This is a genomic window from Leucobacter sp. HNU, from assembly GCF_047946755.1.
Classification (GTDB): Bacteria; Actinomycetota; Actinomycetes; order Actinomycetales; family Microbacteriaceae; genus Leucobacter.
Map to the genome: position 1 here is coordinate 3,340,198 of NZ_CP178837.1, position 24,138 is coordinate 3,364,335.

17 protein-coding genes, 1 tRNA gene and 3 pseudogenes are annotated in these 24,138 nt (G+C 70.7%); 16 read left to right on the forward strand and 5 right to left on the reverse strand.

What is annotated here, in order from left to right; all coding sequences use genetic code 11:
* The first annotated feature begins 703 nt into the window (after positions 1–703).
* The 4 genes from AB3K78_RS16330 to AB3K78_RS16345 all read left to right on the forward strand — a co-directional run bounded on the left by AB3K78_RS16330 (position 704) and on the right by AB3K78_RS16345 (position 6,637).
* Positions 704–1,540 carry a DUF5819 family protein gene (locus tag AB3K78_RS16330; protein WP_416445002.1) on the forward strand — a complete coding sequence of 279 codons (837 nt, stop codon included), beginning with the start codon at positions 704–706 and terminating at the stop codon, positions 1,538–1,540.
* 11 nt (positions 1,541–1,551) lie between these two features.
* Positions 1,552–2,676, forward strand: coding sequence for an HTTM domain-containing protein (locus AB3K78_RS16335; protein ID WP_416445004.1), 1,125 nt, complete (start codon positions 1,552–1,554; stop codon positions 2,674–2,676).
* Positions 2,677–2,924: 248 nt separating this feature from the next.
* Positions 2,925–5,237 carry a DUF6923 family protein gene (locus tag AB3K78_RS16340; protein ID WP_416445006.1) on the forward strand — a complete coding sequence of 771 codons (2,313 nt, stop codon included), beginning with the start codon at positions 2,925–2,927 and terminating at the stop codon, positions 5,235–5,237.
* Positions 5,238–5,356: 119 nt separating this feature from the next.
* Positions 5,357–6,637, forward strand: a complete 1,281-nt coding sequence (locus AB3K78_RS16345) for an RNA polymerase sigma factor (RefSeq protein WP_416445008.1) — start codon at positions 5,357–5,359, stop codon at positions 6,635–6,637.
* Positions 6,638–6,816: 179 nt separating this feature from the next.
* Here AB3K78_RS16345 and AB3K78_RS16350 read toward each other — a convergent pair.
* A tRNA-Arg gene (locus AB3K78_RS16350) sits at positions 6,817–6,890 on the reverse strand.
* Between the two features lie 176 nt (positions 6,891–7,066).
* Here AB3K78_RS16350 and AB3K78_RS16355 point away from each other — a divergent pair.
* The 6 genes and pseudogenes from AB3K78_RS16355 to AB3K78_RS16380 all read left to right on the forward strand — a co-directional run bounded on the left by AB3K78_RS16355 (position 7,067) and on the right by AB3K78_RS16380 (position 12,569).
* Positions 7,067–7,601: pseudogene (locus AB3K78_RS16355) on the forward strand (adenine phosphoribosyltransferase).
* 75 nt (positions 7,602–7,676) lie between these two features.
* The gene (locus AB3K78_RS16360; RefSeq protein ID WP_416445010.1) at positions 7,677–9,407 is read left to right on the forward strand and encodes an AMP-binding protein; all 1,731 of its coding nucleotides are present in this window, start codon (positions 7,677–7,679) and stop codon (positions 9,405–9,407) included.
* 90 nt (positions 9,408–9,497) lie between these two features.
* Complete coding sequence (locus tag AB3K78_RS16365) at positions 9,498–10,067, forward strand: SipW-dependent-type signal peptide-containing protein (RefSeq protein WP_416445012.1); 570 nt, start codon at positions 9,498–9,500, stop codon at positions 10,065–10,067.
* A 108-nt stretch (positions 10,068–10,175) separates the two neighbouring features.
* Positions 10,176–10,760: a SipW-dependent-type signal peptide-containing protein gene (locus AB3K78_RS16370; protein ID WP_416445014.1), complete on the forward strand. Its 585-nt coding sequence runs from the start codon at positions 10,176–10,178 to the stop codon at positions 10,758–10,760.
* Positions 10,761–10,770: 10 nt separating this feature from the next.
* The gene (locus AB3K78_RS16375) at positions 10,771–12,030 is read left to right on the forward strand and encodes a signal peptidase I (protein ID WP_416445016.1); all 1,260 of its coding nucleotides are present in this window, start codon (positions 10,771–10,773) and stop codon (positions 12,028–12,030) included.
* Entirely contained in the window at positions 12,027–12,569 is a 543-nt protein-coding gene (locus tag AB3K78_RS16380) for a hypothetical protein (RefSeq protein ID WP_416445018.1), read from the forward strand. Before AB3K78_RS16375 ends, AB3K78_RS16380 begins: the two co-directional genes overlap by 4 nt.
* A 6-nt stretch (positions 12,570–12,575) precedes the next feature.
* On the opposite strand, the gene AB3K78_RS16385 is transcribed toward AB3K78_RS16380, so the two are convergent.
* Complete coding sequence (locus AB3K78_RS16385; protein WP_416445020.1) at positions 12,576–13,577, reverse strand: o-succinylbenzoate synthase; 1,002 nt, start codon at positions 13,575–13,577, stop codon at positions 12,576–12,578.
* A 72-nt stretch (positions 13,578–13,649) separates the two neighbouring features.
* On the opposite strand from AB3K78_RS16385, the gene AB3K78_RS16390 reads away from it, so the two are divergent.
* From AB3K78_RS16390 to AB3K78_RS16405, 4 genes are all read left to right on the forward strand, one after another.
* The gene (locus AB3K78_RS16390) at positions 13,650–14,591 is read left to right on the forward strand and encodes a 1,4-dihydroxy-2-naphthoyl-CoA synthase (protein ID WP_416445022.1); all 942 of its coding nucleotides are present in this window, start codon (positions 13,650–13,652) and stop codon (positions 14,589–14,591) included.
* 61 nt (positions 14,592–14,652) lie between these two features.
* Positions 14,653–15,231: an AMP-binding protein gene (locus tag AB3K78_RS16395; protein ID WP_416445024.1), complete on the forward strand. Its 579-nt coding sequence runs from the start codon at positions 14,653–14,655 to the stop codon at positions 15,229–15,231.
* The gene (locus AB3K78_RS16400; protein WP_416445026.1) at positions 15,228–15,923 is read left to right on the forward strand and encodes an AMP-binding enzyme; all 696 of its coding nucleotides are present in this window, start codon (positions 15,228–15,230) and stop codon (positions 15,921–15,923) included. The genes AB3K78_RS16395 and AB3K78_RS16400 overlap by 4 nt, the downstream gene beginning before the upstream one ends.
* Complete coding sequence (locus AB3K78_RS16405) at positions 15,920–16,879, forward strand: 1,4-dihydroxy-2-naphthoate polyprenyltransferase (protein ID WP_416445028.1); 960 nt, start codon at positions 15,920–15,922, stop codon at positions 16,877–16,879. The genes AB3K78_RS16400 and AB3K78_RS16405 overlap by 4 nt, the downstream gene beginning before the upstream one ends.
* On the opposite strand, the gene AB3K78_RS16410 is transcribed toward AB3K78_RS16405, so the two are convergent.
* The 3 genes from AB3K78_RS16410 to AB3K78_RS16420 all read right to left on the reverse strand — a co-directional run bounded on the left by AB3K78_RS16410 (position 16,843) and on the right by AB3K78_RS16420 (position 20,170).
* Positions 16,843–18,198 (reverse strand): acyltransferase family protein, encoded by a 1,356-nt coding sequence (locus tag AB3K78_RS16410; protein WP_416445030.1) that lies wholly within the window; start codon positions 18,196–18,198, stop codon positions 16,843–16,845. The genes AB3K78_RS16405 and AB3K78_RS16410 overlap by 37 nt on opposite strands.
* 110 nt (positions 18,199–18,308) lie before the next feature.
* A complete protein-coding gene (locus tag AB3K78_RS16415) occupies positions 18,309–18,980 on the reverse strand; it encodes a response regulator (protein WP_416445032.1) in 672 nt (223 codons plus the stop codon).
* Entirely contained in the window at positions 18,977–20,170 is a 1,194-nt protein-coding gene (locus tag AB3K78_RS16420; RefSeq protein ID WP_416445034.1) for a sensor histidine kinase, read from the reverse strand. The genes AB3K78_RS16415 and AB3K78_RS16420 overlap by 4 nt, the downstream gene beginning before the upstream one ends.
* A 315-nt stretch (positions 20,171–20,485) precedes the next feature.
* On the opposite strand from AB3K78_RS16420, the pseudogene AB3K78_RS16425 reads away from it, so the two are divergent.
* Positions 20,486–22,293: pseudogene (locus AB3K78_RS16425) on the forward strand (ABC transporter ATP-binding protein).
* Positions 22,290–24,121: pseudogene (locus AB3K78_RS16430) on the forward strand (ABC transporter ATP-binding protein). Before AB3K78_RS16425 ends, AB3K78_RS16430 begins: the two co-directional pseudogenes overlap by 4 nt.
* Positions 24,122–24,138: the final 17 nt, after the last annotated feature.

The window sequence follows — 24,138 nt, forward strand, 5'->3', positions numbered from 1 at the left end:
AGCCTCAGCGCGGGTGTCGAGCCCGTGCGAAGTTGGGATTTCCATTATTCCCCGGCCGGGCTCCCGGCGCAGCGGCGCTCGCCGCGCAGGAGGAGCCCGCCACGCAGGGGCCCCGCGGAATCCCCGTCGCGGAATCGGTCCGCGACGGCTCGCGCCCGAGGCGGGGACCATGCCCGTGCCCGGAACAGGTGCCTCGGCTCCGAAGCGGGGCGGCGGGGAGAATTCGCAACGGAACGAATTGCGCCCAACCGCGTCACATTCTCAGCCCGCCGGCTCCTATCTCCTGAGTCTCTGCGCGTCATGCGGGGATCAGGACTGTGAGGGAGAGGGCCCGCGGCGTGGTGTGTCAGGGGAATGGATCGGGGATCCGGCGGATCTGCGCGTCGCAGGGAGGCCTCAGGATCTTCCGGCTGCACCGCACTGAGCCCGAGGCGCGACAGAATCCGATGGCTCCCTCGTCTGTATTGATGCAGCGGCGTTCTCGCCGTTGCGCCGCCGGAGTTCTCGAAGCATGAGAACTCGTTCCGCGTGCGGTACGGCGTGCCAGCCCCTTCCCCAGAGTGCATCGCCGGACCGCCGGGGGACCCCGGTCGCGGGGGAGGAACCTCGCAGTTCCTCCCCCGCGGATCCTTTCGGCCTGCGACGGGCGACAGATTCCGAGGCCCGTCGCGTCCTCGCAACGGAGGCGGTGCGGATGTGTTCGATGAGAGAGGTAACGATGCTGGGCGATGACCGAGAGCTCCCGGAGCACCCGGAGTCGAAGAACGCGGGGACGGTGCGACGGCCGCAGTGGCGGGTGCTCGTGGTCCGAACCGTGTCGACTGGAGCTGTCCTGCTCATGCTGTGGCAGGTCCTGGCCTCGTTCCTCTGGATCTTTCCGCCGTCGCCGCTGCGGCAGTTGGTGCCCGGGAACGCGCTGACGTCCTACATGATCCCGATGTTCGGGCAGTCCTGGAGCGTATTCGCTCCGGAACCCATCAACGGCGACTACCACTTCAACGTTCGCGCCGTGGTGAAGACGGACGACGGGGAGGAGACCACCGGATGGGTCAGCGCGACCGACGTGGAGTTGTCCATGGTCAAGTACAACCTCTTCCCTCCGCGGGCCGGCGTGCAGGCTGAAGAGCTCGCGAGCACCGTGAAAGGCGCATGGGACGCCCTGAACGACGACCACCGTGAAGTGGCGCGACTCGGCTATTTCGAAGGCAAGTGGGAGCAGCGACTCGCGGAGAAGCTCCGTTCCTACGGCGACCGCGAGGCCCAGGTCGAGGACTACACCTCCGAGGAGCACCGAGCAGTGGCCTATGCGACCCAGGTCGCCAAAGCGCTCTGGGGCGAGCGTGTCGTGCGCGTCCAGTACCGGGTCAGTCGGCAGAACGTCGTGCCGTTCGCCGAACGCAATTCCCCCGATGCCGTCCGGCCGGAGCCGCAGACCGTGCTCCCGGGGTGGCGAGCTCCCCTCGTCGAAGCCGGGCAGGACGAGAAGAACTTCGCCGACATCTTCGCTAGTCAGTACAAACGCTTGCAGGGAGAACGATGAACCGCGGAGCGATGCCACAGAACACTCCCTCCACCGAACGGGCCAGAGACGTTTCGGAATCCGATCCGCCCCGCTTTCTGCGCTTCCTGCAGGTGCTCTTCAGCGGCTGGCCCACGCGCGTCATCGGGTTCGTCCGGGGCGCCTGGCGTTCGGCGACCTTCTGGCTGCACGGCGAGAAGCACGCGATGTACGGCCTGGCCGTCACCAGGATCCTCATCGGGCTCTCCGGCCTCGGGCTGCTGCTGGCGAACTACCGCACCCGGCTGTACTCGTTCGGCTCGGGTTCGGCCTGGAACGGAGAACTGCGTGAGCCGGTGAGCGATTTTCCGAAGATCTGGATCTTCAGCGCGTTCCATCGCGCGATGCCGGACGACCACCTCTACACGCTCCTCTACCTCGTGCTGATGCTGCTCGCGATGCTGGTCATCGTCGGCTGGCGCACGAAGTTCGTGCTCCCCGTCTACTTCTGCCTGTGGGTGGGGTTCATCGAGGCGAACGACATGCTCGGGGATCAGGGCGACAACATGTATCGCATCGTGATCCTCCTCCTGCTCTTCACTGACTCGGCGGCTCGCTGGTCGTTGGACGCACGTCGGCGGCGCCGGGCAGGTGAGACGTTCCGGCGGGAATCCGTATTCGGGCAGCTGGGAACCGTCTTCCACAATCTGGCGATCATCTGCTTGGCCGCGCAGGTGATCCTCGTCTACACCTCGGGGGCGCTCTTCAAAGCGGGAGGTGCACCGTGGCGAGAAGGTTGGGCGGTCTATCACCCGCTTGCCACTGCGCGCTTCGGCACCTGGCCGATCCTGTCCGACGTCGTGACGACCTGGGGGCCGCTGGTCGCCGTCGGCACACTGGGCTCCGTTTTTCTGCAAGCGGCTTTCCCCTTCCTGCTGCTGCATCGCGCGACGCGCGTGATCGGTCTGCTCGGGATTCTCGGGTTCCACCTGGGCATCGCCGTGCTGATGGGCCTGCCCTGGTTCTCGCTCACGATGATCGCGGTCGATTCGATCTTCATCCGGGACCGGACCTGGGGCGGCTTCGCCGAACGCATTCGGAGGTCCTGGGAGCACTCGAGCAGGCCGAGTACGTCAGAAGCCGTCCTGACGGAGAGACCGTCTGCGTCGACGCACTGACGGCGACAGATTTGGGGACGTACCTCGTCTCCAAAGGCGGACCCAAGGGCATCAGGCGTCCCTTCTGAGTCAGACCGCCCTGGCCCGCATCCCGCGCCCTGCTCACGGGGCGCACTATTCGAAGGAAGAGGAGCATGCAGAGATTGAGACGACGCTCTGAGCAGAAGCTCGCGGGTACCGCCCCGAGCACACGGAGAAGGAGACTCCGACAGGGCGCCTGGGCAACGGCTGCGGTCGTCGGACTGTCGGTGGTCGGGGGCGTCTTCGCGGCGAACGCCGCGACCGGTGACCCGTTCGACCCCGGCGTGCCGAAGGTGTTCATCGTGCAGGGCGCCGGGGGCCAGTCCGGTATGGGAACGAATCAGCAGCAGACCACCCTCAACGAAGTGGTGGTCAACCCCGCCACGGGAGAGTGGGAATTCGCCGACCCCAAGCTGCTCGATGCCGACCTGCTGGTCAACGGCATCGGGTGGAACGCGACTGACGGATACGTCTACGGCGTCATCTTCGCCCAGGGCGCGGGAGTGACGCACTTCCCTGAGATTGTCAAGATCGGTCAGGGAGGTTCGGTCGAGCGGACCGGGAAGTTCGTTCGTTCCTGGGGCGGCTGGGCGGGGGACATCGACTCCGCAACGAATACCTACTATCTGAGCGAGGGCAACTCGAATCAGCCGCTTGCGATCCGTGTGATCGATCTTTCGCTGTCCGTCGATGACCACAACGCGGTCGAAAACGATCCGGCGCGTCAGAAGACGATCCCTCTGACCGGACCGCAGGTCGGCAACGACTGGGTGTTCAAGGACGGCTTCCTGTGGAGCGTCTACCAGACGAACCTCGTGCGGACGGACCCCGCGACCGGCGTCAGCGTGAACGTCGCCGCCGGCCTCCCCACTCCCGGCGGGCATAACGGGGCCATCTGGCTTCTCGGGAACGGGAACATCGGAGTCTCGAACAATGCCAGCGGCGACATCTTCCAGATCGCCCTGTCCGGCGATCTCGCCGGGCAGCCGAAGGTCGACGTGGTCTCGCAGACCAGCGGTCCGGCGAACATGTACAACGATGGTGCAGCGGTTCCCGGACGCCCGGCGGATCTGACGCTCACGAAAACCGGTCCGGACCGGTTCATGGTCGGTGACAAGGTGGTCTACGAGTTCACGGTGAAGAACACCGGACAGACGCCTTCCTCGGGATGGTCGATCAACGACCTGCTTCCGCTCGGCCTGTCCAATCCGATGCTGAAGGACTCTGACGGCGCGTCGATGCGTGCCGTCACCGAGGGGAACCGTACCCGCGTATTCATCACCGGTGGTCTTCTCGAGCCCGGGGCCGAGCGGACGATCCGGCTCGAAGTCGACACGGCCGACAGCTTGGGGGCCTACGGGGATCTCGGTGCCGACCGCTGCTTCGTGAACAGCGCTGATCTCTGGGGCAACGAGCAGGATCCCCGGCCGGAGGATAACTCCGCGAAGACCCAGTGCGTGGTCCCCTACGATTCCAGGATCGAGCTGAAGAAGTCGGTCAGCGAGATCATCGACGTGAACGGCAACGGCATCACTGATGCGGGGGACCAGATCACCTGGAAGTTCGAGGTGAAGAACACCGGCAAGTCGCCGCTGACCGGTGTCAACGTCGTCGACCAACTGCTCCGGGACAGCGGCATCGCCATCAGCGGTGGAACGGTCGATCTCGGCGCGGGCGAGACGACGACGTTCCTCTCCGAGAAGTACACGATCACGAAGCAGGACGCTGCAGTCGGTGAAGTGAAGAACGTGGCCGTGGCGAAGGGGCACTCCGACAGCGGTGTGCCGACGGACCCCGAGTCGAACGAATCGAACACCGTGACTCCGGTGGAACCGACTCCGAGCCCCGTTTCGAATGTGAATGCGTCGGCGTCGGCTTCGGCTTCGGCGAAGTCGACTGCTGATGTGGATCCTGAGGAGACGCAGGCGGCGAAGGCTGCTGCTGAGGCTGCGGCGAAGCCCGACTCGGAGACGGCTGCGGATGCGGCTGCTGATGTGTCGGCGAAGGCTGCGGCGAAGGCTGCTGCTGATCCGGATGCGTCGACTGCGGCGTCGGCTGATGCGTCGTCGGATCCGTCGGCTGCGGCGCAGGTGTCTGCGCGGGTGTCGGCTGATGGGACGCAGGAGTCGGCTCAGGATGCTCAGGCGTCGGTTCGGGCGAACGCGGATGCGTCGTCGGCGGCGAAGGCTGCGGCGTCGTCGAAGTCGTCGGCGGATGCGTCGGTTGATTTCCAGGCGAAGGCTGATGCTGATGCTGCGGCTGATCCGAAGGCGAATGTGAATGCGTCGGCGTCGGCTTCGGCTTCGGCGAAGTCGACTGCTGATGTGGATCCTGAGGAGACGCAGGCGGCGAAGGCTGCTGCTGAGGCTGCGGCGAAGCCCGACTCGGGCGCGAAATCTGCCACGGAGGAGAAGCATCTCGCCGTGACCGGAGGTACGGGATCCGGTGGCCTGCTGCTGCTCGGAGCCCTCCTGGTGCTCGGTGGATTCGGGCTCGCGATGGCGAAGAGGCGCCGCCGGGACGAGTCCGTGGACGCCTAGTCCGTCAGGGGGGACCAGGGGTCGTGCGCGTGCGGTACGCGCACGACCCCTGCACGGCTGCCCGGGGTCCTCCCGCGACACCTCGCGGACCGGAACGTCGTGATCACGAAGGGGAGAACATGGGGCGCGACCCGTCCGGGCAGCTTGAGGATCCGCTCGCTGCCGCTGCCGCACAGGGAGATCTGGAGGCCGCAGGGAGGTACCTCCAGCGGCACCTCGGCAGCCTCATGCCGCTCGCGAGACGCATCGCGGGGAATGTGCTCGACCCCGAGGACCTACTGTCCGAAGCCGTCACGCGGCTGCTCGAGAAATGGGCGCGGAGCGCGGGGCCGACCGAGAATGTCGTGGGGTACCTGGCCGCGACGATGCGCAACCGGGTGAAGGACGAACTGAAATCCCCGCGGTCGAGGGTACGCCGCCTGGAGGAAGCGGACGAGATCGAGGACCTCTCGGAACCCGGGCATGCGCTGGTCGAGATCCGGCAGGAAGCCGACATGGTGCGTTCCGCGTTGGAGACGCTACCCGAGGACCAACAGGACGTGTTGATCGCGATGAGTGCGTTCGGTGAACGGCCGCGCGATCTGGAGGTCCGGTTCAACCGCCCGGCGTCGGCGATTTCCTCCTTGCACAACCGGGCGAAGCGGGGGCTTCGTCGTGCAGTGTTCCGTCTCGTGCTCGAGGACGGCGCTCCGCGCGAATGCGTCGCCGCCATCAGACGAGCACCTGCGCGCATACCGGATCTTCCCGGCATCGACGGTGCGGAGATGGATGAGCACTTCCGGTCGTGCAAGCGGTGCCGGGCGGCATGGCATCACTTCGGCCAACTCGTCACGGTGTTCGGCGTGCTCCCCCTGGTTTCGATTGCGCTCGCTTCCAGCCACCATCCGGCAGCTGCCGCGGCCGAGCCGCTGAGCCACGACGCCTCGGCGAGGAACGAGAACTCGTTCCGGAGGCGGTCGGTTCTGCAGCGCAGTTCGGCCTTCGCGCCCTGGTTCCTGTGCACCGTCGGAGTGATCCTGTTCGCGTGCGGGGCTTTCGCAGCGGAGGCCCAACCGTCGAAGCCAGAGGTTGACTTCGCGGTCACTCCGATCGGGGAGCGGGAGGGGCTCGAGACCTTCTCGGTCAAGCTCGAGATCGCCGACGCCGGGTGGCGCGTCGGGAACCTGCTGATGAAGTTTGACCGTCGGGTCGATACCGTCGAGACGCCGGCGGGGTGGGCCTGCGAGGCGGAAGGGGAGGGCGCCCGCTGCGAAACCCCGAGGTCGAGCCCCACGGGCGGGACCTTCGTGGTGCACGGGGCCGATCTGCACCTGCGCGAGCGTGCGGAGTTCCAGCTCCTCGCGGAGACGGAGTCCGGCTTTCGAGTCCGGGCTGTGGTGAGGCTCAGGCAGCCCGGGTAGGTGAGGGCGAGCGAGCGTGTTCGGAGCTAGAACTGCGTGTCCGGGTCGGCCCCGGCCGCCGGATCCGCGAACGCCGAATCGAAATGCCCGGCCGGCTCCCGTCGGGAGGGCTCCGAGATCGCACCAGTGGCCCGTCATGAAGAAACCCCCGCCGCTTTCGCGACGGGGGTTTCTCTCTGCGCGCCCCGAGGGATTCGAACCCCCGACCTTCTGATCCGTAGTCAGATGCTCTATCCAGCTGAGCTAGGGGCGCACTGTTGATCTCTCAACCCGGAAAACATTACCCGAAGTTCGGGGGAATGTGAAATCGGGCCGGGGATCCCGGGCGTGTTCGGCCTGGCGGGCCGGGAGGGCGCCCGAGGACGCGTCCGCGCCGAGTCGCCCGGCCCGTGCGCGGCGCACCGTCGCGACAGCGGTTACGCTTGCTCCGTGTCTACCGAACTTCCGGCCGATCTGCAGCGCGCCGAGTCCCTGATCCGTGATGTCCCGGGCTTCCCGAAGCCGGGCATCGTCTTCCGCGATATCGCACCCCTGCTGGCCGACGGGCCGGCGCTGCACGCGACTCGCCGCGGCGCTCGTGGAGCCGTTCCGCGGTCGGTTCGACGTGGTCGCCGGGGTCGAGGCCCGCGGCTTCATTCTCGGTACGGCCGCGGCGGCCGTCGAGGGCGTCGGCTTCGTCCCGGTGCGCAAGGCGGGCAAGCTGCCGCGGCCCGCGGCGTCGGAGGACTTCGCGCTCGAGTACGGCACCGCCACGATCGAGGTGCACGACGATCTGCCGAGCGGCACCCGCGTGCTGCTCGTCGATGACGTGCTGGCCACGGGCGGCACGCTGGCGGCCGGCCGCCGCCTGCTGGCGCGCGTCGGCTACGAGGTGGTCGGCACCGCGGTGCTGTTCGAGATCGACGAGCTCGGCGGTCGTGCGGTCGTCGGGGACGACCACCTGCACACGGTGTTCCGGGGCTGAGCCGCTCCGTTCGGCGACCCGCGAGACGGGCGTCCATGCTGCGCGGTGCGGGGGTCGCGCGGCAGAATAGCCCCCATGACCGAGAACGATGCCACCGCCGCCTTCTTCGCCGCACGCGATCAGCTGCTCGACCTCGCGGGCGACCCGGCGCGGGCCCGCGCCGAGTTCCGGTGGCCCGACGTCGGGCCGTCGTTCAACTGGGCACACGACGTGTTCGATCGGATCTCCGCGGGCAACGACGCGATCGCGCTGCGGATCTCCGAGGAGGACGGCTCCGAGCGGGCGCTGAGCTTCGCGGAGCTGAAGCGCCGCAGCGACCAGGTGGCCAACTGGTTGCTGCGCATCGGCGCGCGGCCGGGCGACGTGGCCATGCTGATGCTCGGCAACCGTGTCGAGCTCTGGGAGCTCATGCTCGCCGCCATGAAGATCGGGGTGGTGATCCTCCCGACCTCGGTGGTGCTGAGCGCGCACGAGCTCTCGGACCGGGTCGAACGCGGGCGCGTGCGCTTCGTCTTCGCCGGTCCCGAGGACGCGATCAAGTTCGCCGAGGTCCCGGGCGACTACCGCGGCGTCGGCGTCGGGCTCGACGCGGGCACGCAGGACCAGCGCGCCGCCCTCTACGACTGGGTGCGCTTCGAGGAGTCGCGCGCGGGATCGGACGCGCCCGTGGCGAAGACCACCGCGAGCGACGATCCGGCGCTGCTCTACTTCACGAGCGGCACGACGAGCCTGCCGAAGATCGTGGTGCACACGCACACGAGCTATCCGCTGGGCCACCTCACGACCATGTCGTGGATCGGCGTGCGCCCGGGCGACGTGCACCTGGTGATCAGCGCGCCGGGGTGGGCGAAGCACGCTTGGTCGAGCTTCTTCGGGCCGTGGCACGTCGGCGCCACGATCTTCGTCGCGAACTACGCGCGCTTCGAGCCGACGCGCCTCGTCGCCGAGCTGGATCGGGTCGGGGTCACCTCGTTCTGCGCGCCTCCGACGGTGTGGCGCATGCTGATCCAGCAGAAGCTCGAGCAGAAGCCCCGTGCGCTGCGCGAGCTGGTCTCGGCGGGAGAGCCGTTGAACCCCGAGGTGATCGCCCGGATCCGCGAGTGGTGGGGGCTCGAGATCCGCGACGGCTACGGCCAGACCGAGACCACCGCGCTGATCGGCACCATGCCGGGCGAGGCGGTGGTGCCCGGCGCCATGGGTCGGCCCCTGCCCGGGGTCGACGTGGTGCTCGTCAACCCCGCGACGGGCGAGCGCGGCGACGAGGGCGAGATCTGCCTGCCGATGGAGCCGCGGCCCACGAATCTCATGCCGGGCTACTTCGGCGACGAGGAGGCCACCGCGAAGGCCACGCGCGGGGGCCTGTTCCACACGGGCGATGTCGCCCAGCGCGGTGCCGACGGGATGCTCACCTTCGTCGGGCGCACCGACGACATCTTCAAGTCCAGCGACTTCAAGGTCTCTCCCTTCGAGGTCGAGAGCGCGCTGCTCGAGCACGATGCGGTGGCGGAAGCGGCGGTCGTCGGGGCTCCCGACGACACCCGGTTGAACGTGACCAAGGCCTACGTCGCTCTGGCCTCCGGCTGGGAGGAGAGCGCGGAGACGGCGCGGGAGATCCTGGCGCACGCGCGAGTTGCGCTCCCGCCCTACATGCGGGTGCGCCGTGTCGAGTTCTTCGAGCTGCCCAAGACGACGTCGGGCAAGATCCGCCGCGTCGAGCTGCGGCAGCGGGAGGAAGCCGCGTACGCGGCGGGCGAGCGGCCGGTGGGCGAGTGGAGAGAGGGTGACTTTTCCGGACTGAAGGGGTAGCTTCGGGCTTGTAACCGGATGGCCGTTACTGTAACGTTCAACTAAATCCGGGTGGCAACGGTGCTCCCCGGAGTTGCATGGGGGAAAACAATGACCGTTTCCAGTCAGACCGAATCCATCGACGTACAGCGCCGGGCCGCGAAGCGGCGCAAGATCGGCGCGCTGCTCGCAGGCGGGCTCGTGCTCGGCGTGGGCGCCGCCGTGACGCTCGCATCGTGGAACGATTCCGAATTCGCGAAGGCCAACCTGACGGCCGGCACGTTCGTGTTCCAAGGCTCCACCGACGGCACCACCTTCGCCGATCATGCCAGCTCCGGCGGTGCGGCATCGTTGACCTTCAGCACGGGCTTCGACAAGCTCAGCCCGAACGCCGTGGTCTACGCGCCGTACGCGCTCAAGCTCACGGGCTCGTCGCCGGCGACGCTCACTCCTGCCACGCCGACGGTGACGGGTGCGCTCAGCGGCAAAGCGACCTTCGCCGCGGTGCAGACCGCGACGTTCGGGTGCAACGCCGGTGCGTTCACGGGCGGCACGGCGCTGGCGACGACGATGTCACCCGGCGACACGGTGAACCTCTGCCTCAAGGTGACGGCGGGATCCACCATCGCGCAGGGCGATACCGGCACCGTCGTCTGGGAGTGGGACGCCGTCTCGCAGTAGGCGCGGAGCACTGCTGTGACTGCGCCTGCGTCGAACGAGCCGGGGCGGTCGCGCCGAGCGCGACGCCTCGACCTCGTCGCGCGTCGACGAAGCCTCACGTTTCGCCGGGTGCGGGCTCTCCTGGCCGGCGCGCTCGTGCTGGGGGCCGGGGCCACCGCGACCCTCGCCGCCTGGACCGACCAGGAGAACGCCAAGGCGACCATCACCGCGGGCACCTTCGCGCTCGAATCGCTGGTCTCGGGCGGAAGCTGGACCGACACCACGGCCCCGGCGCAACCCGTCGTGCTGCCGCTCGCCGCGACCGGCATGATGCCGGGCGCGAGCAAGGCCGCCTGGATCCAGATCCGCACCAAGGCGGGCAGCGGAGCCGGGACCGTGAACCTCAGCGGCGTCACGCTCGCCACGACTCCGGCGGACCCGGCCGTGGACCCGAACAAGGCGTTCGGCGATGCGCTCACGGTGCGCATCGGCACCGTCGCCACTACGGGCGACTGCGTACCGGCCTGGACCGGCGGCTCCGTGGCGAACAAGGTCGGCGTCCTCCCCGGTGGGCTCGCTCCCGTGGCCGTCGGCGCGAACTCCGCCTCCGTCGCGATCTACTGCGTCGTGATCACGCTGCCCGCGAACGCGGCGAACGCGGCCCAGGGCGGCAGCGTGACCCCGACCTGGGCGTTCACGGGAACGTCGAGCTGATCGGATGGCGATGACTCGGGATCGCGCCGGCTGGGGGCGGGCGGCTCGGACGACGGGACGCGTTGTCCGCGAGACGCTGCTCACCCTCGCGGCCCTCGGAGGCGCGGCGTGCATCGTGCTCGTGATCCTCGCGTTCACGGGCGGCTACTCGCTCATCATGTTCAAGACCGGATCGATGTCGCCGACGATCCCGACCGGCTCCGTCGCGCTCGTGCGCGAGATCCCGGCCGCGGAGGCGCAGGTCGGCGACGTGCTCACCGTCGACCGGCCGGGCAAGCTCCCGGTGACCCACCGTGTGACCTCGGTCGCTCCCGCCGACGGCGATCCGAGCGAGCGCGTGATCACCCTGAAGGGCGACGCGAATCAGACCGAGGACCCCGAGCCCTACCGGATCGCTCACGCCCGGATCGTGGTCGGCTCGGTACCGGGGCTGGCGACCGTGATCGTCTGGTTCGGCAACCCGTGGATCATGGGAGGGGTCACCGTCGCCGCTGCGGTGCTCGTCACGTGGGCGTTCTGGCCGCGCGAGCGCGAGCTCCGTGCCGCGCGTGCGAGGCGGCGCGCGAGCGTGCCCGCCGCGAGCGGCGCGCTGGCGCTCGCAGCGGCCCTGGGGGTCGGGGCGCCGCTGCTCGTCGACGCCGTGGCGCCGACGCCGGCGGACGCCGCCGACGCGTCCGGCATCCTGCGCCTGCGCTCCGATATCGCGCCCGACGCGGTGCTGCAGCTGAGCGCGGATCGGCCCGCGTACTGGCACGTCGACGCGGACGCCTCCCGCGCTCCCGGCGACGGAACCCTGACCGTCTCGCTCGCAGGCGCGGGGGATCCGAACCTCGGGCTGCGCGCGGAGGTGCGCGAGTGCGCGGTCGCCTGGGTCTCGGGCGGGTGCGCGCGCGGCGAGCGGGTGCTGCGCGCCGACGAGGCGGTCGCCCTCGACGGCCGCTTCGCGAGCGTGCTCCGCGTGCCGACGCCGTTCACCGCGCACCTCCGGATCTCGCTCACCGCGGATCCCGCGGGCACCGGGACCTCGCAGGAATCGGGTGGTGCGCCGGTCGCGAGGGGCAGCCTGACCCTGCGGGTCGACGCGGGGGAGGACTCGGCGACGATCGGCGTCGGCGGCACCGGTCCGCTCGCGCGCACCGGTCTGGAACCGGGGCCTCTGGTGGCCGCTCCCGCTGCGGTCGCGGCGGGGATCGGGATCGCACTGCTCGCGCACCGCAGGTCGAGGTCCGACGGGCCTCCGGCCGAGGCCGGGACGGGGAGCACCTCGTGAGCGCGCGGTGGAGCCGGAGGATCGCGGTGCTCCTGTCGCTCGGCCTGGTCGCCGGGCTGACGGTCGGCGCTCCGACGGTCCTGCACCCCGAACCCGTCGCGGCGGACTGGACGGACCAGGAGAACGCGACGGCGGCAGTTACGGCGGCGACGCTGCAGCCGCCGACGAATCTCACCTGCACGATGAATCCGGGACTGCTGGGCAAGATCGACTCGGTGACGCTGACCTGGAAGACGACGATGCCGGCCCCCGCTTCGTTCAAGGTGGGAATCGCAGCGGGTGCGAACGGCCAGCCCGCGAACATGACCGAGATCACCGGAGCGACGCCGAGTCTGGTCGGGGGGACGCAGGATACTTACACCGTGACGATCACCATCGACCTCCTGACCGGGCTGCTCTCCGGCCTGCTCGGTTCCACTTCGACCTTCGGGATCGCCAACACCGCCGGGAACAACTGGGTTTCCGCCTCCCGCGCACGCGCTGAGCTCTCGATCCCGCTGCTCGGTCTTCTGGTGGGATCCACCTGCAAGCCGATCTAGTCCGCCTCAGCCGAGCAGCGCCGCGCATCGCGCGATCCGCTCCCGCCACCAGCGTTCGCGCTCGGCGGGCGCGCGGAACCGTTCGAGCGCGTCGGCGTCGAGCGCGGGGCGGCGCACGGCGATCGCGCCGTCGACGGGGACGAGGGGATCGGCGACCGCATCGCCGTCGAGCAGCGCGACCGTGCCGAGCCCGCACGCGCCCGCGAGCACCCCTTCGGGGAGCGCGGCGGCGAGGTGCAGTCCCATGGAGATGCCGACCGACGTGTCGAGCGCGCTCGACACGACGACGGGAAGTCCGGCCTCGGCCACGATGTCGAGCGCCCGGGCGATCCCGCCGAGCGGCTGCGCCTTCACGATCAGCAGGTCGGCGGCGCCCGCGCGGGCGACCGCGAGCGGATCCTCCGCCTTGCGCACGCTCTCGTCGGCGGCGATGCGGATCGGGGTGCCGTTCGCGGCGAGTCGCGTCCGCACCTCGGCGAGCTCGGGGACGGTGATGCAGGGCTGCTCCGCGTAGTCGAGGTCGAATTCGGCGAGCGCGGTGAGCGCGTCGACCGCGTCGTCGACGCTCCACCCCGTGTTCGCGTCGACGCGCACGCGCCCGTCGGTACCCATCGCCTCGCGTACGGCGCGCACCCGGGCGAGGTCGTCCCCGAGGGATTGACCGCGCTCGGCGACCTTGACCTTCGCCGTACGGCACCCCGGGAAACGTGCGAGGATCCCGGGCACCTCCGCCGCGGCGACCGCCGGCACGGTGGCGTTCACCTCGACCGATTCCCGCAGCGGTTCCGGGCTGCGACCCCAGCCGAAGTCGATGGCGGCGCGCAGCCACTGCGCGGCCTCGGCATCGCCGTACTCCACGAATGGCGAGAACTCGCTCGCCCCCGTCGGCGCGTCGAACAGCACCGCCTCGCGCACCGAGATACCCCGGAATCGGGTGCGCGTCGGGATCGCGACGACGCGTGCGCTGGCGAGGAGCTCGTCGACGGGGACGTGCGGGGTCTGGTCCATGCCCCCATTCTCGCGGGTGCGCATCCGCTCGGAGTGCAATCAAATTGCAAGCGCCCTGCGTAGGCTTGAGCCATGAGTGATCCCGCAGCGTCCGGCGCAGCCGCGAACCCGGTCTCCGACATCTTCGATCCCGCCGAGTGGGAGCTCGCTCCCGGCGCGGAGCGCTACACCGACATCACCGCGCACCTGAGCCGCGACGGGCGCATCGCCCGCGTCGCCTTCGACCGGCCCGAGGTGCGGAACGCCTTCCGCCCGCACACCGTCGACGAACTGTACGACGCGCTTGAGCGGGTGCGCGTGAACCCGCGCGTCGGCGTCGTGCTGCTCACGGGCAACGGCCCGAGTCCGAAGGACGGCGGCTGGGCGTTCTGCTCGGGCGGGGATCAGCGGATCCGCGGGCGGGACGGCTACAAGTACTCCGACGACGAGCGCAGCGTGGGCCCCGAGGGCCTCGCGCGAGCCGGGCGACTGCACATCCTCGAGGTGCAGCGCCTCATCCGGTTCATGCCGAAGGTCGTCATCGCTCTCGTCCCCGGCTGGGCCGCGGGCGGCGGGCACTCGCTGAACGTGATCTGCGACCTGTCGATCGCGAGCGAGGAGCACGCGCGGTTCAAGCAGACCGACGCCGACGTGGGATCGTTCGACGCGGGCTACGGCAGTGCCTACTTCGCGCGGCAGATCGGGCAGAAGAACGCGCGCGAGGTCTTCTTCCTGGCGCGCGAGTACTCGGCGCAGCGCGCCTACGAGATGGGAGCGGTCAACGCCGTCGTGCCGCACGCCGAGCTCGAGCGCACCGGCATCGAGTGGGCGCGCGAGATCCTGGGGAAGTCGCCGACGGCGATCCGCATGCTGAAGTACGCGTTCAACGCGGTCGACGACGGGCTCGTCGGGCAACAGCTGTTCGCGGGCGAGACCACCCGCCTCGCCTACGGCACGGACGAGGCAGTCGAGGGCCGCGACTCCTTCCTCGAGAAGCGCGAACCCGACTGGTCGCCGTTCCCGTACCACTACTGAGCGTCGACGGCGGGCGGTGGATGCCGCGGGACGACCGCGCCGTCAGCGGTACCCTTGACGGGTGACTTCGCGTTCTCAGTTGCGGGCGATCCCCACGAGCGATCGGGCCTGGCTGCTCGCGGCCCTCGCCGATGCGCTCTCGGGCGGCGCCCCCGTGCTCCCCGTTCCCGACGCCGATGAGCCGGCCGCGCTGCGCGAGGCCGAGGCGCTGGCTTCGGGCGAGCTGCCGGACGGCACGGCCCTCGTGATCCGGACCTCGGGCTCGAGCGGGGTGCCGAAGGAGGTCGCGCTGTCGGCCGCGGCGCTGCGCTCGAGCGCGGAGGCGACCCACGAGCGGCTCGGCGGGGCCGGTCAGTGGATCGTCGCGCTGCCGACCCACCTGATCTCGGGTGCGCAGATGCTCGTCCGCTCCATCGTCTCGGGCATCGAGCCGGTCTTCTTCGACGGCCCGGACGGCGGATTCGATCCCGCCGCCCTGCTGGCCCGCGTCGACGCGGCCGACGGCGGCCCCACCGGGCGCCGCTACCTCTCGCTGGTGCCGGTGCAGTTCCTCCGCGTGCTCGAGCTCGCCGAGCAGGATCCGTCCGCGGCCGAGCGGCTGCGCGCCGTCGACGGCGTGCTCGTCGGGGGCAGGCCGTGACCCTCGAGATGCGCCGTCGCGCGCACGCGCTCGGGGTGCGTCTGCGTCGCAGCTACGGCATGACCGAGACCGCTGGCGGCTGCGTGTACGACGGCGTCGAGATCGGTGGGACCCGCGTGCGGATCCGCGCCGGCGAGGTGCAGCTCGCGGGGCCGAGCCTCGCGCTGGGCTATGTCGGCGACCCGGCGCTCACCGCCGACAGATTCGTCGAGGAGACCGGACGCGACGGCGCGCCGACGCGCTGGTACCGGACAGGGGACGCCGGCGAACTGCTCGGAGGCATGCTGACCGTGACCGGTCGCCTCGACCGCGTCCTCGTCTCGGGCGGCGTGAACGTGTCGCTCGACGAGATCGAGCGGATCGCGCGCGAGCACGAGGGCTGGGACACCGCGGTCGCGGTCCGGGTGCCCGACGCTGAATGGGGCGAGCGCCCCGGCCTCGTGGTCGAGATCGCCGCCTCTGCCGGAGGGACGCGCGCCGGATTCGAGGCGGTCCGGGCTGCGATCCGCGAGCAGCTCGGCGCAGCGGCCGCACCCGAGTGGTCGACCGAGATCGACCGTCTACCGCGCTTGCCGGGGGGCAAACCCGACCTGCGGGCCATCGACGAATGGATCGGCCGGCTCCGCGCGAGCTTCGCCGAGACCCGCGCGGCCGGCCCGGCCGTTGCGCACAGCCAGGAGGACGACGCATGAACCAGCACGCCAAGGACCCGCGCCACTCGGGCAACCCCGCGGTGCGCGCCGCGGCCGAGCGGCTCGAGCGCGAGGGGCACCGGGCCGCCATCACCTGGCGCGACTGGGTGGGCGGGGCGCGACTGCGCACCCTGCCGCTCGCGATCGCGCCGGTCGCGGCCGGCGCCGGGGTCGCTCACATGGTTCGCGGCTTCTCGCTGCCGCTGACGCTGCTCGCGCTCGCCGTCGCGGTGTTCCTGCAGATCGGCGTGAACTACGCCAACGACTACTCCGACGGGATCCGCGGCACCGACGCGTTCCGGGTCGGTCCCGCCCGACTCACCGGTTCCGGACTCGTCGACCCGAAGCGCGTGCTCCGCACCGCGCTCGTGTTCTTCGGCCTCGCGGCCGTCGCCGGCCTCATCGCGGTGGTCATCAGCGGCCGCTGGTGGTTCCTGGCGCTCGGGGTCGTCGCCATCCTCGCGGCCTGGTTCTACACGGGCGGCAAGCGGCCCTACGGCTACGCCGGTCTCGGCGAGCTCATGGTGTTCATCTTCTTCGGGCTCGTCGCGACCGTCGGCACGGTGTACCTGCAGACCGACGTGCAGACGCAGGAGGCCTGGATCGCGGGAGCCGGCGTCGGCCTCTTCGCCGTCGCGGTCCTCGTCGCCAACAACCTGCGCGACATCCCGACCGACACCCTCGCGGGCAAGAAGACCCTGTCGGTGCGCATCGGCGACCGCGCGTCGCGGATCCTCTACGCCGTCTGCGTGCTGCTGCCGTTCGTGGTCCCGGCGCTCTACGTCGTGGTCGATCCCGGCATGGTGCTCGTCTGGTTCGTGCTCTTCCTCGCGGTGCCCTGCGCGGTCATCGTGCTGTTCGCCAAGACGGCGAAGGAGCTGGTGCTGGTGCTGGCCCTGACGAGCTTCGCGGCGCTCGCCTACGGCGTGCTGGTCGGCGTGGCCTTCGCCTTCTGACCCGCTCGGTCGGACGCCGGGGTGCGCACCTGGCGGCTGACCAGCAGGCCGGTGCCGAGGAGCGCGGCGCCGATGACCCACGCCCAGAGCGCTCCGGTGCCCGCGAGGACGATCAGCACGCCCCCGGCCCCGGCGACGGTGCCGAGCACGGCGCGCGCGAGCGATGACCCCTCGGAAGCCGGAGCCGCGCGGTCCCCGGAGCCCGTCGCCCGCCGCGGCCCGCGCTCGAAGCGGGCGAGGGCGAGGACGACCGGGGCGACGGCCAGACCTGCGACGACCAGCCACGCCGGGCGGGTCGCCCACCACTCGAGCGACAGCGGGACGGGGAGCGCGGAGCCGCCGGCGAGCAGCAGCCCGGCGAGCAGCACGACGACCGGCATGTGCCAGGAGTACACGGTCATCGCGCGCGAGTTCAACGCGTCCGAAGCGCGCTGCACCGCGGGCACCTCGGCCCAGCGCGCGAGCGCCGGGCGCACCGCAGCGAAGGCGGCGCACTGCGCGATCCCGAGCAGGGCCAGCGCCGCCGTGGGCGGATTCAACGCCTCGAAGAGGTTCGCCGGAGAAGCGCCGACGGCGACCAGTGCGACGATGCCGCCGATCGCGAGCGCCGCGCTGCGCGGGCTCGGCGAGACGCCGTCGGCGAGGCGATAGCCGAGCTGCTGCACGAACACCCACACGAGCAGCAGGTTCGCGAAGCCGATGGCGTCGACGCCGGTCAGGAGGCGCAGGCCGTCCACGGCGCCGATCGCCAGGCCGATCCCGAGCAGGGTGGCGCGAGGGGCGCGCTCGTGCAGGCGGAGGGTGAGCGGGACGAGCGCCGAGCAGAGCACGTAGACGCCGAGGAACCAGAGCGGTTGGCTGATCCGCCATCCCGCGGTCGCGACCATCGCCGGGTCGACCCCGGAGGCGCTCAGGCCGGCGAGGACGATCGCGGTGGCCGCCGCCGCCAGCAGCGGCACGGGGAGCAGCCGTCTCAGCCGTGCGGACACGTAGCCCGCGGCCGACGACCCCCGTGCCCGCATGCGGCGGTAGTGCAGCGCAGAGGCGAAGCCTCCCATGATGAAGAACAGCGGCATCATCTGCGCGATCCAGGAGAAGACGGTGAAGCCGTCCCAGCGCTCGAGCGCGTTCTCGAGCACGACGGCACCGCCCGTGACGCTGACGCCCACCATGAGCGCGTGGACGCCGACGACCGCGAGCAGGCAGGCCGCGCGCACGAGGTCGACGGCCCGGTCCCTGCCGCGCGACGTGCCGGTGGGGGCGGGGCGGGCGACGCCGGGGGCGGTCGCAAAGCGCGGGGCCGGAGCGATGATGGCCATGGGGCGGTCCTTCCGATGGGGTCGGAAGAAACGGTCCCGCGCGGGGTCGGGGGCCGGCATCGCCCCCGGGAGCCAATTCGACCCCCTACCGCGGTGCTACCCCTCGCCGTTCAGCGATCGGGCTGCACGAGCCCCGCGTCATAGGCGAGGATCACGGCCTGCACCCGATCGCGCAGCCCGAGCTTCGCGAAGATCCGCGTCACGTGCGTCTTCACGGTCTGCTCGGCGATGAACAGCTCCGACGCGATCTCGGTGTTCGAACGCCCGCGCGCGATCCGCTCCAGGATCTCGCGCTCCCGTTCGGTGAGCCCGGCGAGCCGGAGGGTATGGCGGTCGCTCGGCGGGCGCTGCTCGGCGAAGCGCTCCAGCAGTCGGCGGGTCACGCTCGGCGCGAGCAGGGCATCGCCCGAGGCGACGACGCGCACGGCCTGCACCAGGTCCGCCGGCGGCGCGTCCTTCAGCAGGAACCCGCTCGCTCCTGCGGCCAGGGCGTCGTGCACGTACTCGTCGATGTCGAAGGTCGTGAGGATCACCACCCGCGGGCGGTGGTCGACGCGCGGCGGGGGATCCATGAGGCGCCGCGTGGCCTCGAGCCCGTTCGTTCCGGGCATGCGCACGTCCATCAGCACGACATCGGGGCGCAGCCGATGCGAGAGGGCGACGGCCTCCTCGCCGTCGGCCGCCTGGCCCACCACCTCGATGTCGGGCTGGGCGTCGAGGATCGCCGCGAAGCCGGCGCGGACCATGGCCTGGTCGTCGACGATGAGCACGGAAACGGTCATGCGGTTCGAGCCTCCGGGGACTGGGGGTGCAGGGGGATGAGCGCGGTGACCGCGAACCCGCCGTCGGGCGCGGGCTCCGCGGTCAGCACTCCGCCGAGCGCGACGACGCGCTCGCGCATCCCGCGGATGCCGTGGCCGCTGGGGTCGGCGGCAGGGACGGCGCGGCCCGGCAGCGCCGTGTTGCGGACGCGGACGATCAGCGCGTCGGCCTCGGGGTCGAAGTCGAGTTCGACCACGGCTCGGGCACCCGGGGCGTGCCGAGCGACGTTGCCGAGCGATTCCTGCACGACGCGGTACACGGTGAGCGCGGGGAACGGATCCGCCGACTCCCGTACCTCGGCCGGGAGCCGGTCGAGCAGTTCGGCCCGCGACCGCGCGACGAGTTCGGGCAGCTCGGCGAGGCCCGGCTGGGGCGCGTCCTCGGCGTCGCCGTCGGCGCGCAGCACGCCGAGCAGCGTGCGCATCTCCCCGAGCGCGAGCCGCGCGGTCGCGGCGAGCTCGTCGAACTCCGCGGCGACCTCGTCGGAGACCCCCGGGTGACGGTAGCGCGCGCTCGCCGCCTGCACCTGGATCACCGACATCCCGTGGGCGACGACGTCGTGCATCTCGCGCGCGATCCGGGTCCGCTCCTCGGCGAGCTGCCGTCGGGCCAGGGAGAGCTCGGAGGCCTCCTCGGCCTCGGCCAGGCGCTGCCGATTGCGGATCCAGGACCGCGCGAAGAGCGCGATCAGGATCGCGAGGCCGGCGAGCGCGACGAAGACCACCAGGTCGGCGATGACGGGGCCGACGGCGAGGCGCTGCCCGCGCGCCAGGGTCACGACGAGCGCGGTGCCCGAAGCGAGGAGCCCGCCCGCTGTGGACACGAGCCACTGGCCCTGCAGCGCGGCGACCCCGAGGGTGGCGGCGAAGCCGATCGTGGTGGCCACCGGGACCGGCCATGGAGCGGTCCCCGTCGCCGCGAGCGCGTTCAGCTCCGAGACGGCCCCGAGCACCGCGACGCCGACGCCGAGTACGGGGAAGCGGACCGAGAGGAGCAGCCCCGCGGAGTGGAGCAGCGCCACGACGATGCTCACGACGGGCGGGACGCCGTAAACGGTCGCCCCCAGCGAGGCGCTGACGGCGAGCAGGGCGAGCGCGAGCGCCGAGACGGCCGCCCAGGCGAGGAGCGGGATGCGAGGCCGGGCGGTCATGCGGCAAGGGTATCGCGCGGGGCTCCGGCATCGTGCGGCCCCGCGGCGGCGTGGAATCCGTCGACCGATTCGGAATCGACCCTTGCCTTCGGCTCCGCGGCGGCGATAGGCTGACGTTCGGTATCCCACGACCCGGAAAGGAGCAGGCACATGGTACGCATCATCCCGTCCCAGTTCGCAGCTCTTCCGGGCATCGCGCTGTCCGGACGCTAGTTCCGCCGCTCCGCTGGCCGCTCCGAGAGCCCGCCAGCCGCAGAGCCAGCCGCACGACTCCAGCTCACGCGCATCTTCGCGCACGCACGCACTCCAGGGAACATGACCACTTCACACGCCGACACGGCACCTCAGACCCAGCGACTCTCGACGCTGCGCGCACTCGCGCGGCTCCTGCCCTTCGCGAAGCCCGCGCTGCCCCGCCTCATCGGCGGGCTGATCGTCGGCCTCGCCGCGGCCGTCACGAGCCTGCTCATCCCGCTCGCGCTCCAGTACGTGATCGACGGCCCCCTCACCTCGGGCGACCGCACGGCGTTCCTCTGGGCGGCTTTCGGCGTGCTCGCGCTCGGCGTCGGCGAGGCACTGTTCGTCTTCCTGCGCCGCACGCTCGTGCTCACCCCGGCCGCCGCGGTCGAGTACTCGGTCAGGCAGGCCTTCTACCGACGGCTGCAGCGGCTCCAGGTCGCCTTCCACGACCGGTGGCAGTCCGGGCAGCTGCTCAGCCGGATGATGCAGGACATCGGGCTCATCAGGCGCTGGCTGGCCTTCGGCTCGATCCTGCTCGTCATCAACGTCACCACCTTGATCATCGGCATGGTGCTGCTCTTCCGCTGGCACTGGGCCCTGGGCGTCGGCTTCGTCGTCTGCAGCATCCCGATCTGGGTGGTCGGCTGGCGGTTCGAGCAGCGCTACGGCGTGCTCACCCGCACCAGCCAGGACCAGGCGGGCGACCTCGCGACGGCGGTCGAGGAGAGCGTGCACGGCATCCGCGTGCTGAAGGCGTTCGGACGCGGCGGGCACGCGCTCGGCGCCTTCGAACGCAAGGCCGAGACGCTGCGGGCGACCGAGATGAGCAAGGCGCGCGAGATGGGCGTGATCTGGTTCTGGTACGAGCTCGTGCCGATCATGGCGCAGAGCGCCTGCTTCCTCATCGGGGTCGTCCTGGCCGCTCAGGGGCAGCTGACCGTCGGCGAGCTCTTCGCCTTCTTCGCGCTGGCCGCGGCGATGCTCTGGCCGATGGGATCCCTCGGCTTCCTCTTCTCGTTCCTGATCGATACCCGCACCGCCACCGATCGCGTCTTCGAGGTGTTCGACGCACCGATCCTCATCGACGATCCCGCCGAACCGCGCACGATCGAGGTCCCCAGGGGGCGCTCGCGTTCCGCGGCGTGCACTTCCGGTACCCGGACGCCGAGGCGTCGGAGCCCGACCTGCTCGACGGGCTCGATCTCGTGCTGCGCCCGGGCGAGACGATGGCGCTCGTCGGTGCGACGGGGAGCGGCAAGACGACGCTCACGACGCTGCCGACCCGGCTCTACGACGTCACGGCCGGCGCGGTCGAGATCGACGGCGTCGACGTGCGCGAGCTGAGGCTCGAAGAGCTGCGCAGCCTCATCGGGGTCGCGTTCGAGGAGCCGATCCTGTTCTCTGCGAGCGTTCGCGAGAACGTGCTGCTCGGACGGCACGACCTCGACCCGAGCAGCGCGGAGGCGGATCGAGTCCTGCGCGAAGCGCTCGAGGTCGCGCAGGCCGGCTTCGTCGACGAACTCCCCGAGGGCGTCGACACCGAGGTGGGCGAAGAAGGGCTCAGCCTCTCCGGCGGGCAGCGGCAGCGACTGGCGCTCGCCCGCGTGGTCGCGGCGAACCCCTCCGTGATGGTGCTCGACGATCCGCTGTCGGCGCTCGATGTCGACACCGAGGCGCTCGTCGAGGCCGCCCTGCGGAGCGTGCTCGCCGACACCACCGCGCTGATCGTCGCGCACCGGCCGTCCACGGTCGCGCTCGCCGATCGCGTGGCCGTCATGCGGGACGGCCGCGTCGATGCGGTCGGCACCCACAGCGAGCTGCTCCGCAGCAGCGAGCACTACCGCTATCTGATCTCCAGCATCGAAGAGGAGGGCCGGCGATGAGCCCCGAGACCGTCCGCGGAACCCGCGGAGAGGATCGCGAGCACTACACCCGGGCCGAGAGCCGGGCGATCCGGCGTCGTTCGCTGCGCTTGCTCGGGTCGATCCTGAAGCCGCTGCGCAGGCTCGTCCTCCTCACGATGGTTGTCGTGATCGCTTCGACCGCGCTGCGGGCCGTCGGCCCGACGCTGCTCGCCTTCGGCATCGACGAGGCGCTGCCGCGCGCGGTCGACCGCGGCGACTGGTGGCCCGCCATCGGCATCGGAGCCGCGTTCCTCGCGACCGGCGGGATCGGCGCGGCGCTCGTCGGCTGGTACGTCGTGCTCATCGCCAAGGTCACCCAGGCGGTGATGCTCGAGCTGCGCATGCGGATCTTCAGGCACACCCAGCGGCTCAGCCTCGAATTCCACGAGGGCTACACCTCCGGGCGCATCATCTCGCGGCAGACGAGCGACCTCGAATCGATCCAGGAGCTCCTGCACGGCAGCCTGAACGAGCTCGTCGACGCGGTGCTGCTGGGAACGTTCACGCTGATCGCCCTCTTCCTGCTCGACTGGCGCTCCGGCCTCGTGCTGCTCGGCTTCGGCCTGCCGCTCGTCGTGCTCATGTGGTGGTTCGTGCGCGAATCCCAGAAGGGCTTCCGCTCGACGCGGGTCGTCAGCGCTCGCCTCATCGTCCAGTTCGTCGAGACCATGACGGGCATTCGCGCGGTGCAGGCATTCCGTCGCGAGAAGCGCAACGACGCGGTGTTCGGCCGGGTCTCCGACGACTACCGTCGAGCGAACGTGCGGGTGATCCGCCTGTTCGGCGCGCTCGACCCCGGGCTGATCCTGCTCGCGAACCTCACCATCGCGGTCGTGCTGCTCTGGGGCGGCCTGCGGGTGATGGACGCCGGTCTCGCGATCGGCGTGCTGCTGGCCGCGGTGCTCTACGTCCGCAACTTCTTCGGGCCCATCGAGGACGTCGCGATGTTCCTCAATTCGTACCAGTCCGCGGCCGCGGCACTCGAGAAGGTCTCGGGGGTGCTCGAGGAGGAACCGACCGTGCGGGATCCGGAGGCGCCGGTGCGGATGTCCGCCGCGAGGGGGAGCTCTCCTTCGAAGGCGTACGGTTCGGGTACGCGAGCGGACGCACGGTGCTCGATCTCGCCGGGGACGAGCAGCGCGATCTCGTGCTGCCGGCCGGGCAGACGGTCGCGCTCGTCGGCACCACGGGCGCCGGCAAGTCGACCCTGGCCAAGCTGGTCGCGCGCTTCTACGACCCGAGCGAGGGCCGGGTCGCGCTCGACGGCGTCGATCTGCGCGATCTCGCGCCCGCGGACCTGCGGCGCGCGATCGTCATGGTGACGCAGGAGGCCTATCTGTTCAGCGGGACCGTCGCGGACAACATCGCGCTGGGCAAGCCCGACGCGACGCCGGACGAGATCCGTGCCGCGGCGCGGGCGGTCGGCGCCGACGCGTTCATCGAGTCGCTGCCCGACGGGTACGGCACCGATGTCAATAAGCGCGGCGGTCGCGTGTCGGCGGGGCAGCGCCAGCTGATCTCGTTCGCGCGCGCGTTCCTCGCGGATCCCGCGGTGCTGATCCTCGACGAGGCGACCGCGTCGCTCGATCTGCCGAGCGAGCGCCAGGTGCAGGACGCGCTGCAGCGCCTGCTGGCCGACCGCACGGCGATCATCATCGCGCACCGGCTGTCGACGGTTGCGATCGCGGACCGGGTGCTCGTGATGGAGCACGGGCGCGTGATCGAGGACGGGACCCCCGGCGAGCTCATCGCCGGGGGAGGCAAGTTCGCCGGTCTGCACGCGGCGTGGGAGGAATCGCTGGCGTAGTCGGCGGAGTTATCCAC

Bases quoted from the DNA above. Each gene is read 5' to 3' on its own strand.
- AB3K78_RS16330 (WP_416445002.1), top strand. From the start codon at position 704: ATGAGAGAGGTAACGATGCTGGGCGATGACCGAGAGCTCCCGGAGCAC.
- AB3K78_RS16335 (WP_416445004.1), top strand. From the start codon at position 1,552: ATGCCACAGAACACTCCCTCCACCGAACGGGCCAGAGACGTTTCGGAA.
- AB3K78_RS16345 (WP_416445008.1), top strand. From the start codon at position 5,357: ATGGGGCGCGACCCGTCCGGGCAGCTTGAGGATCCGCTCGCTGCCGCT.
- AB3K78_RS16360 (WP_416445010.1), top strand. From the start codon at position 7,677: ATGACCGAGAACGATGCCACCGCCGCCTTCTTCGCCGCACGCGATCAG.
- AB3K78_RS16365 (WP_416445012.1), top strand. From the start codon at position 9,498: ATGACCGTTTCCAGTCAGACCGAATCCATCGACGTACAGCGCCGGGCC.
- AB3K78_RS16375 (WP_416445016.1), top strand. From the start codon at position 10,771: ATGACTCGGGATCGCGCCGGCTGGGGGCGGGCGGCTCGGACGACGGGA.
- AB3K78_RS16385 (WP_416445020.1), bottom strand. From the start codon at position 13,577: ATGGACCAGACCCCGCACGTCCCCGTCGACGAGCTCCTCGCCAGCGCA.
- AB3K78_RS16390 (WP_416445022.1), top strand. From the start codon at position 13,650: ATGAGTGATCCCGCAGCGTCCGGCGCAGCCGCGAACCCGGTCTCCGAC.
- AB3K78_RS16405 (WP_416445028.1), top strand. From the start codon at position 15,920: ATGAACCAGCACGCCAAGGACCCGCGCCACTCGGGCAACCCCGCGGTG.
- AB3K78_RS16410 (WP_416445030.1), bottom strand. From the start codon at position 18,198: ATGGCCATCATCGCTCCGGCCCCGCGCTTTGCGACCGCCCCCGGCGTC.
- AB3K78_RS16415 (WP_416445032.1), bottom strand. From the start codon at position 18,980: ATGACCGTTTCCGTGCTCATCGTCGACGACCAGGCCATGGTCCGCGCC.
- AB3K78_RS16420 (WP_416445034.1), bottom strand. From the start codon at position 20,170: ATGACCGCCCGGCCTCGCATCCCGCTCCTCGCCTGGGCGGCCGTCTCG.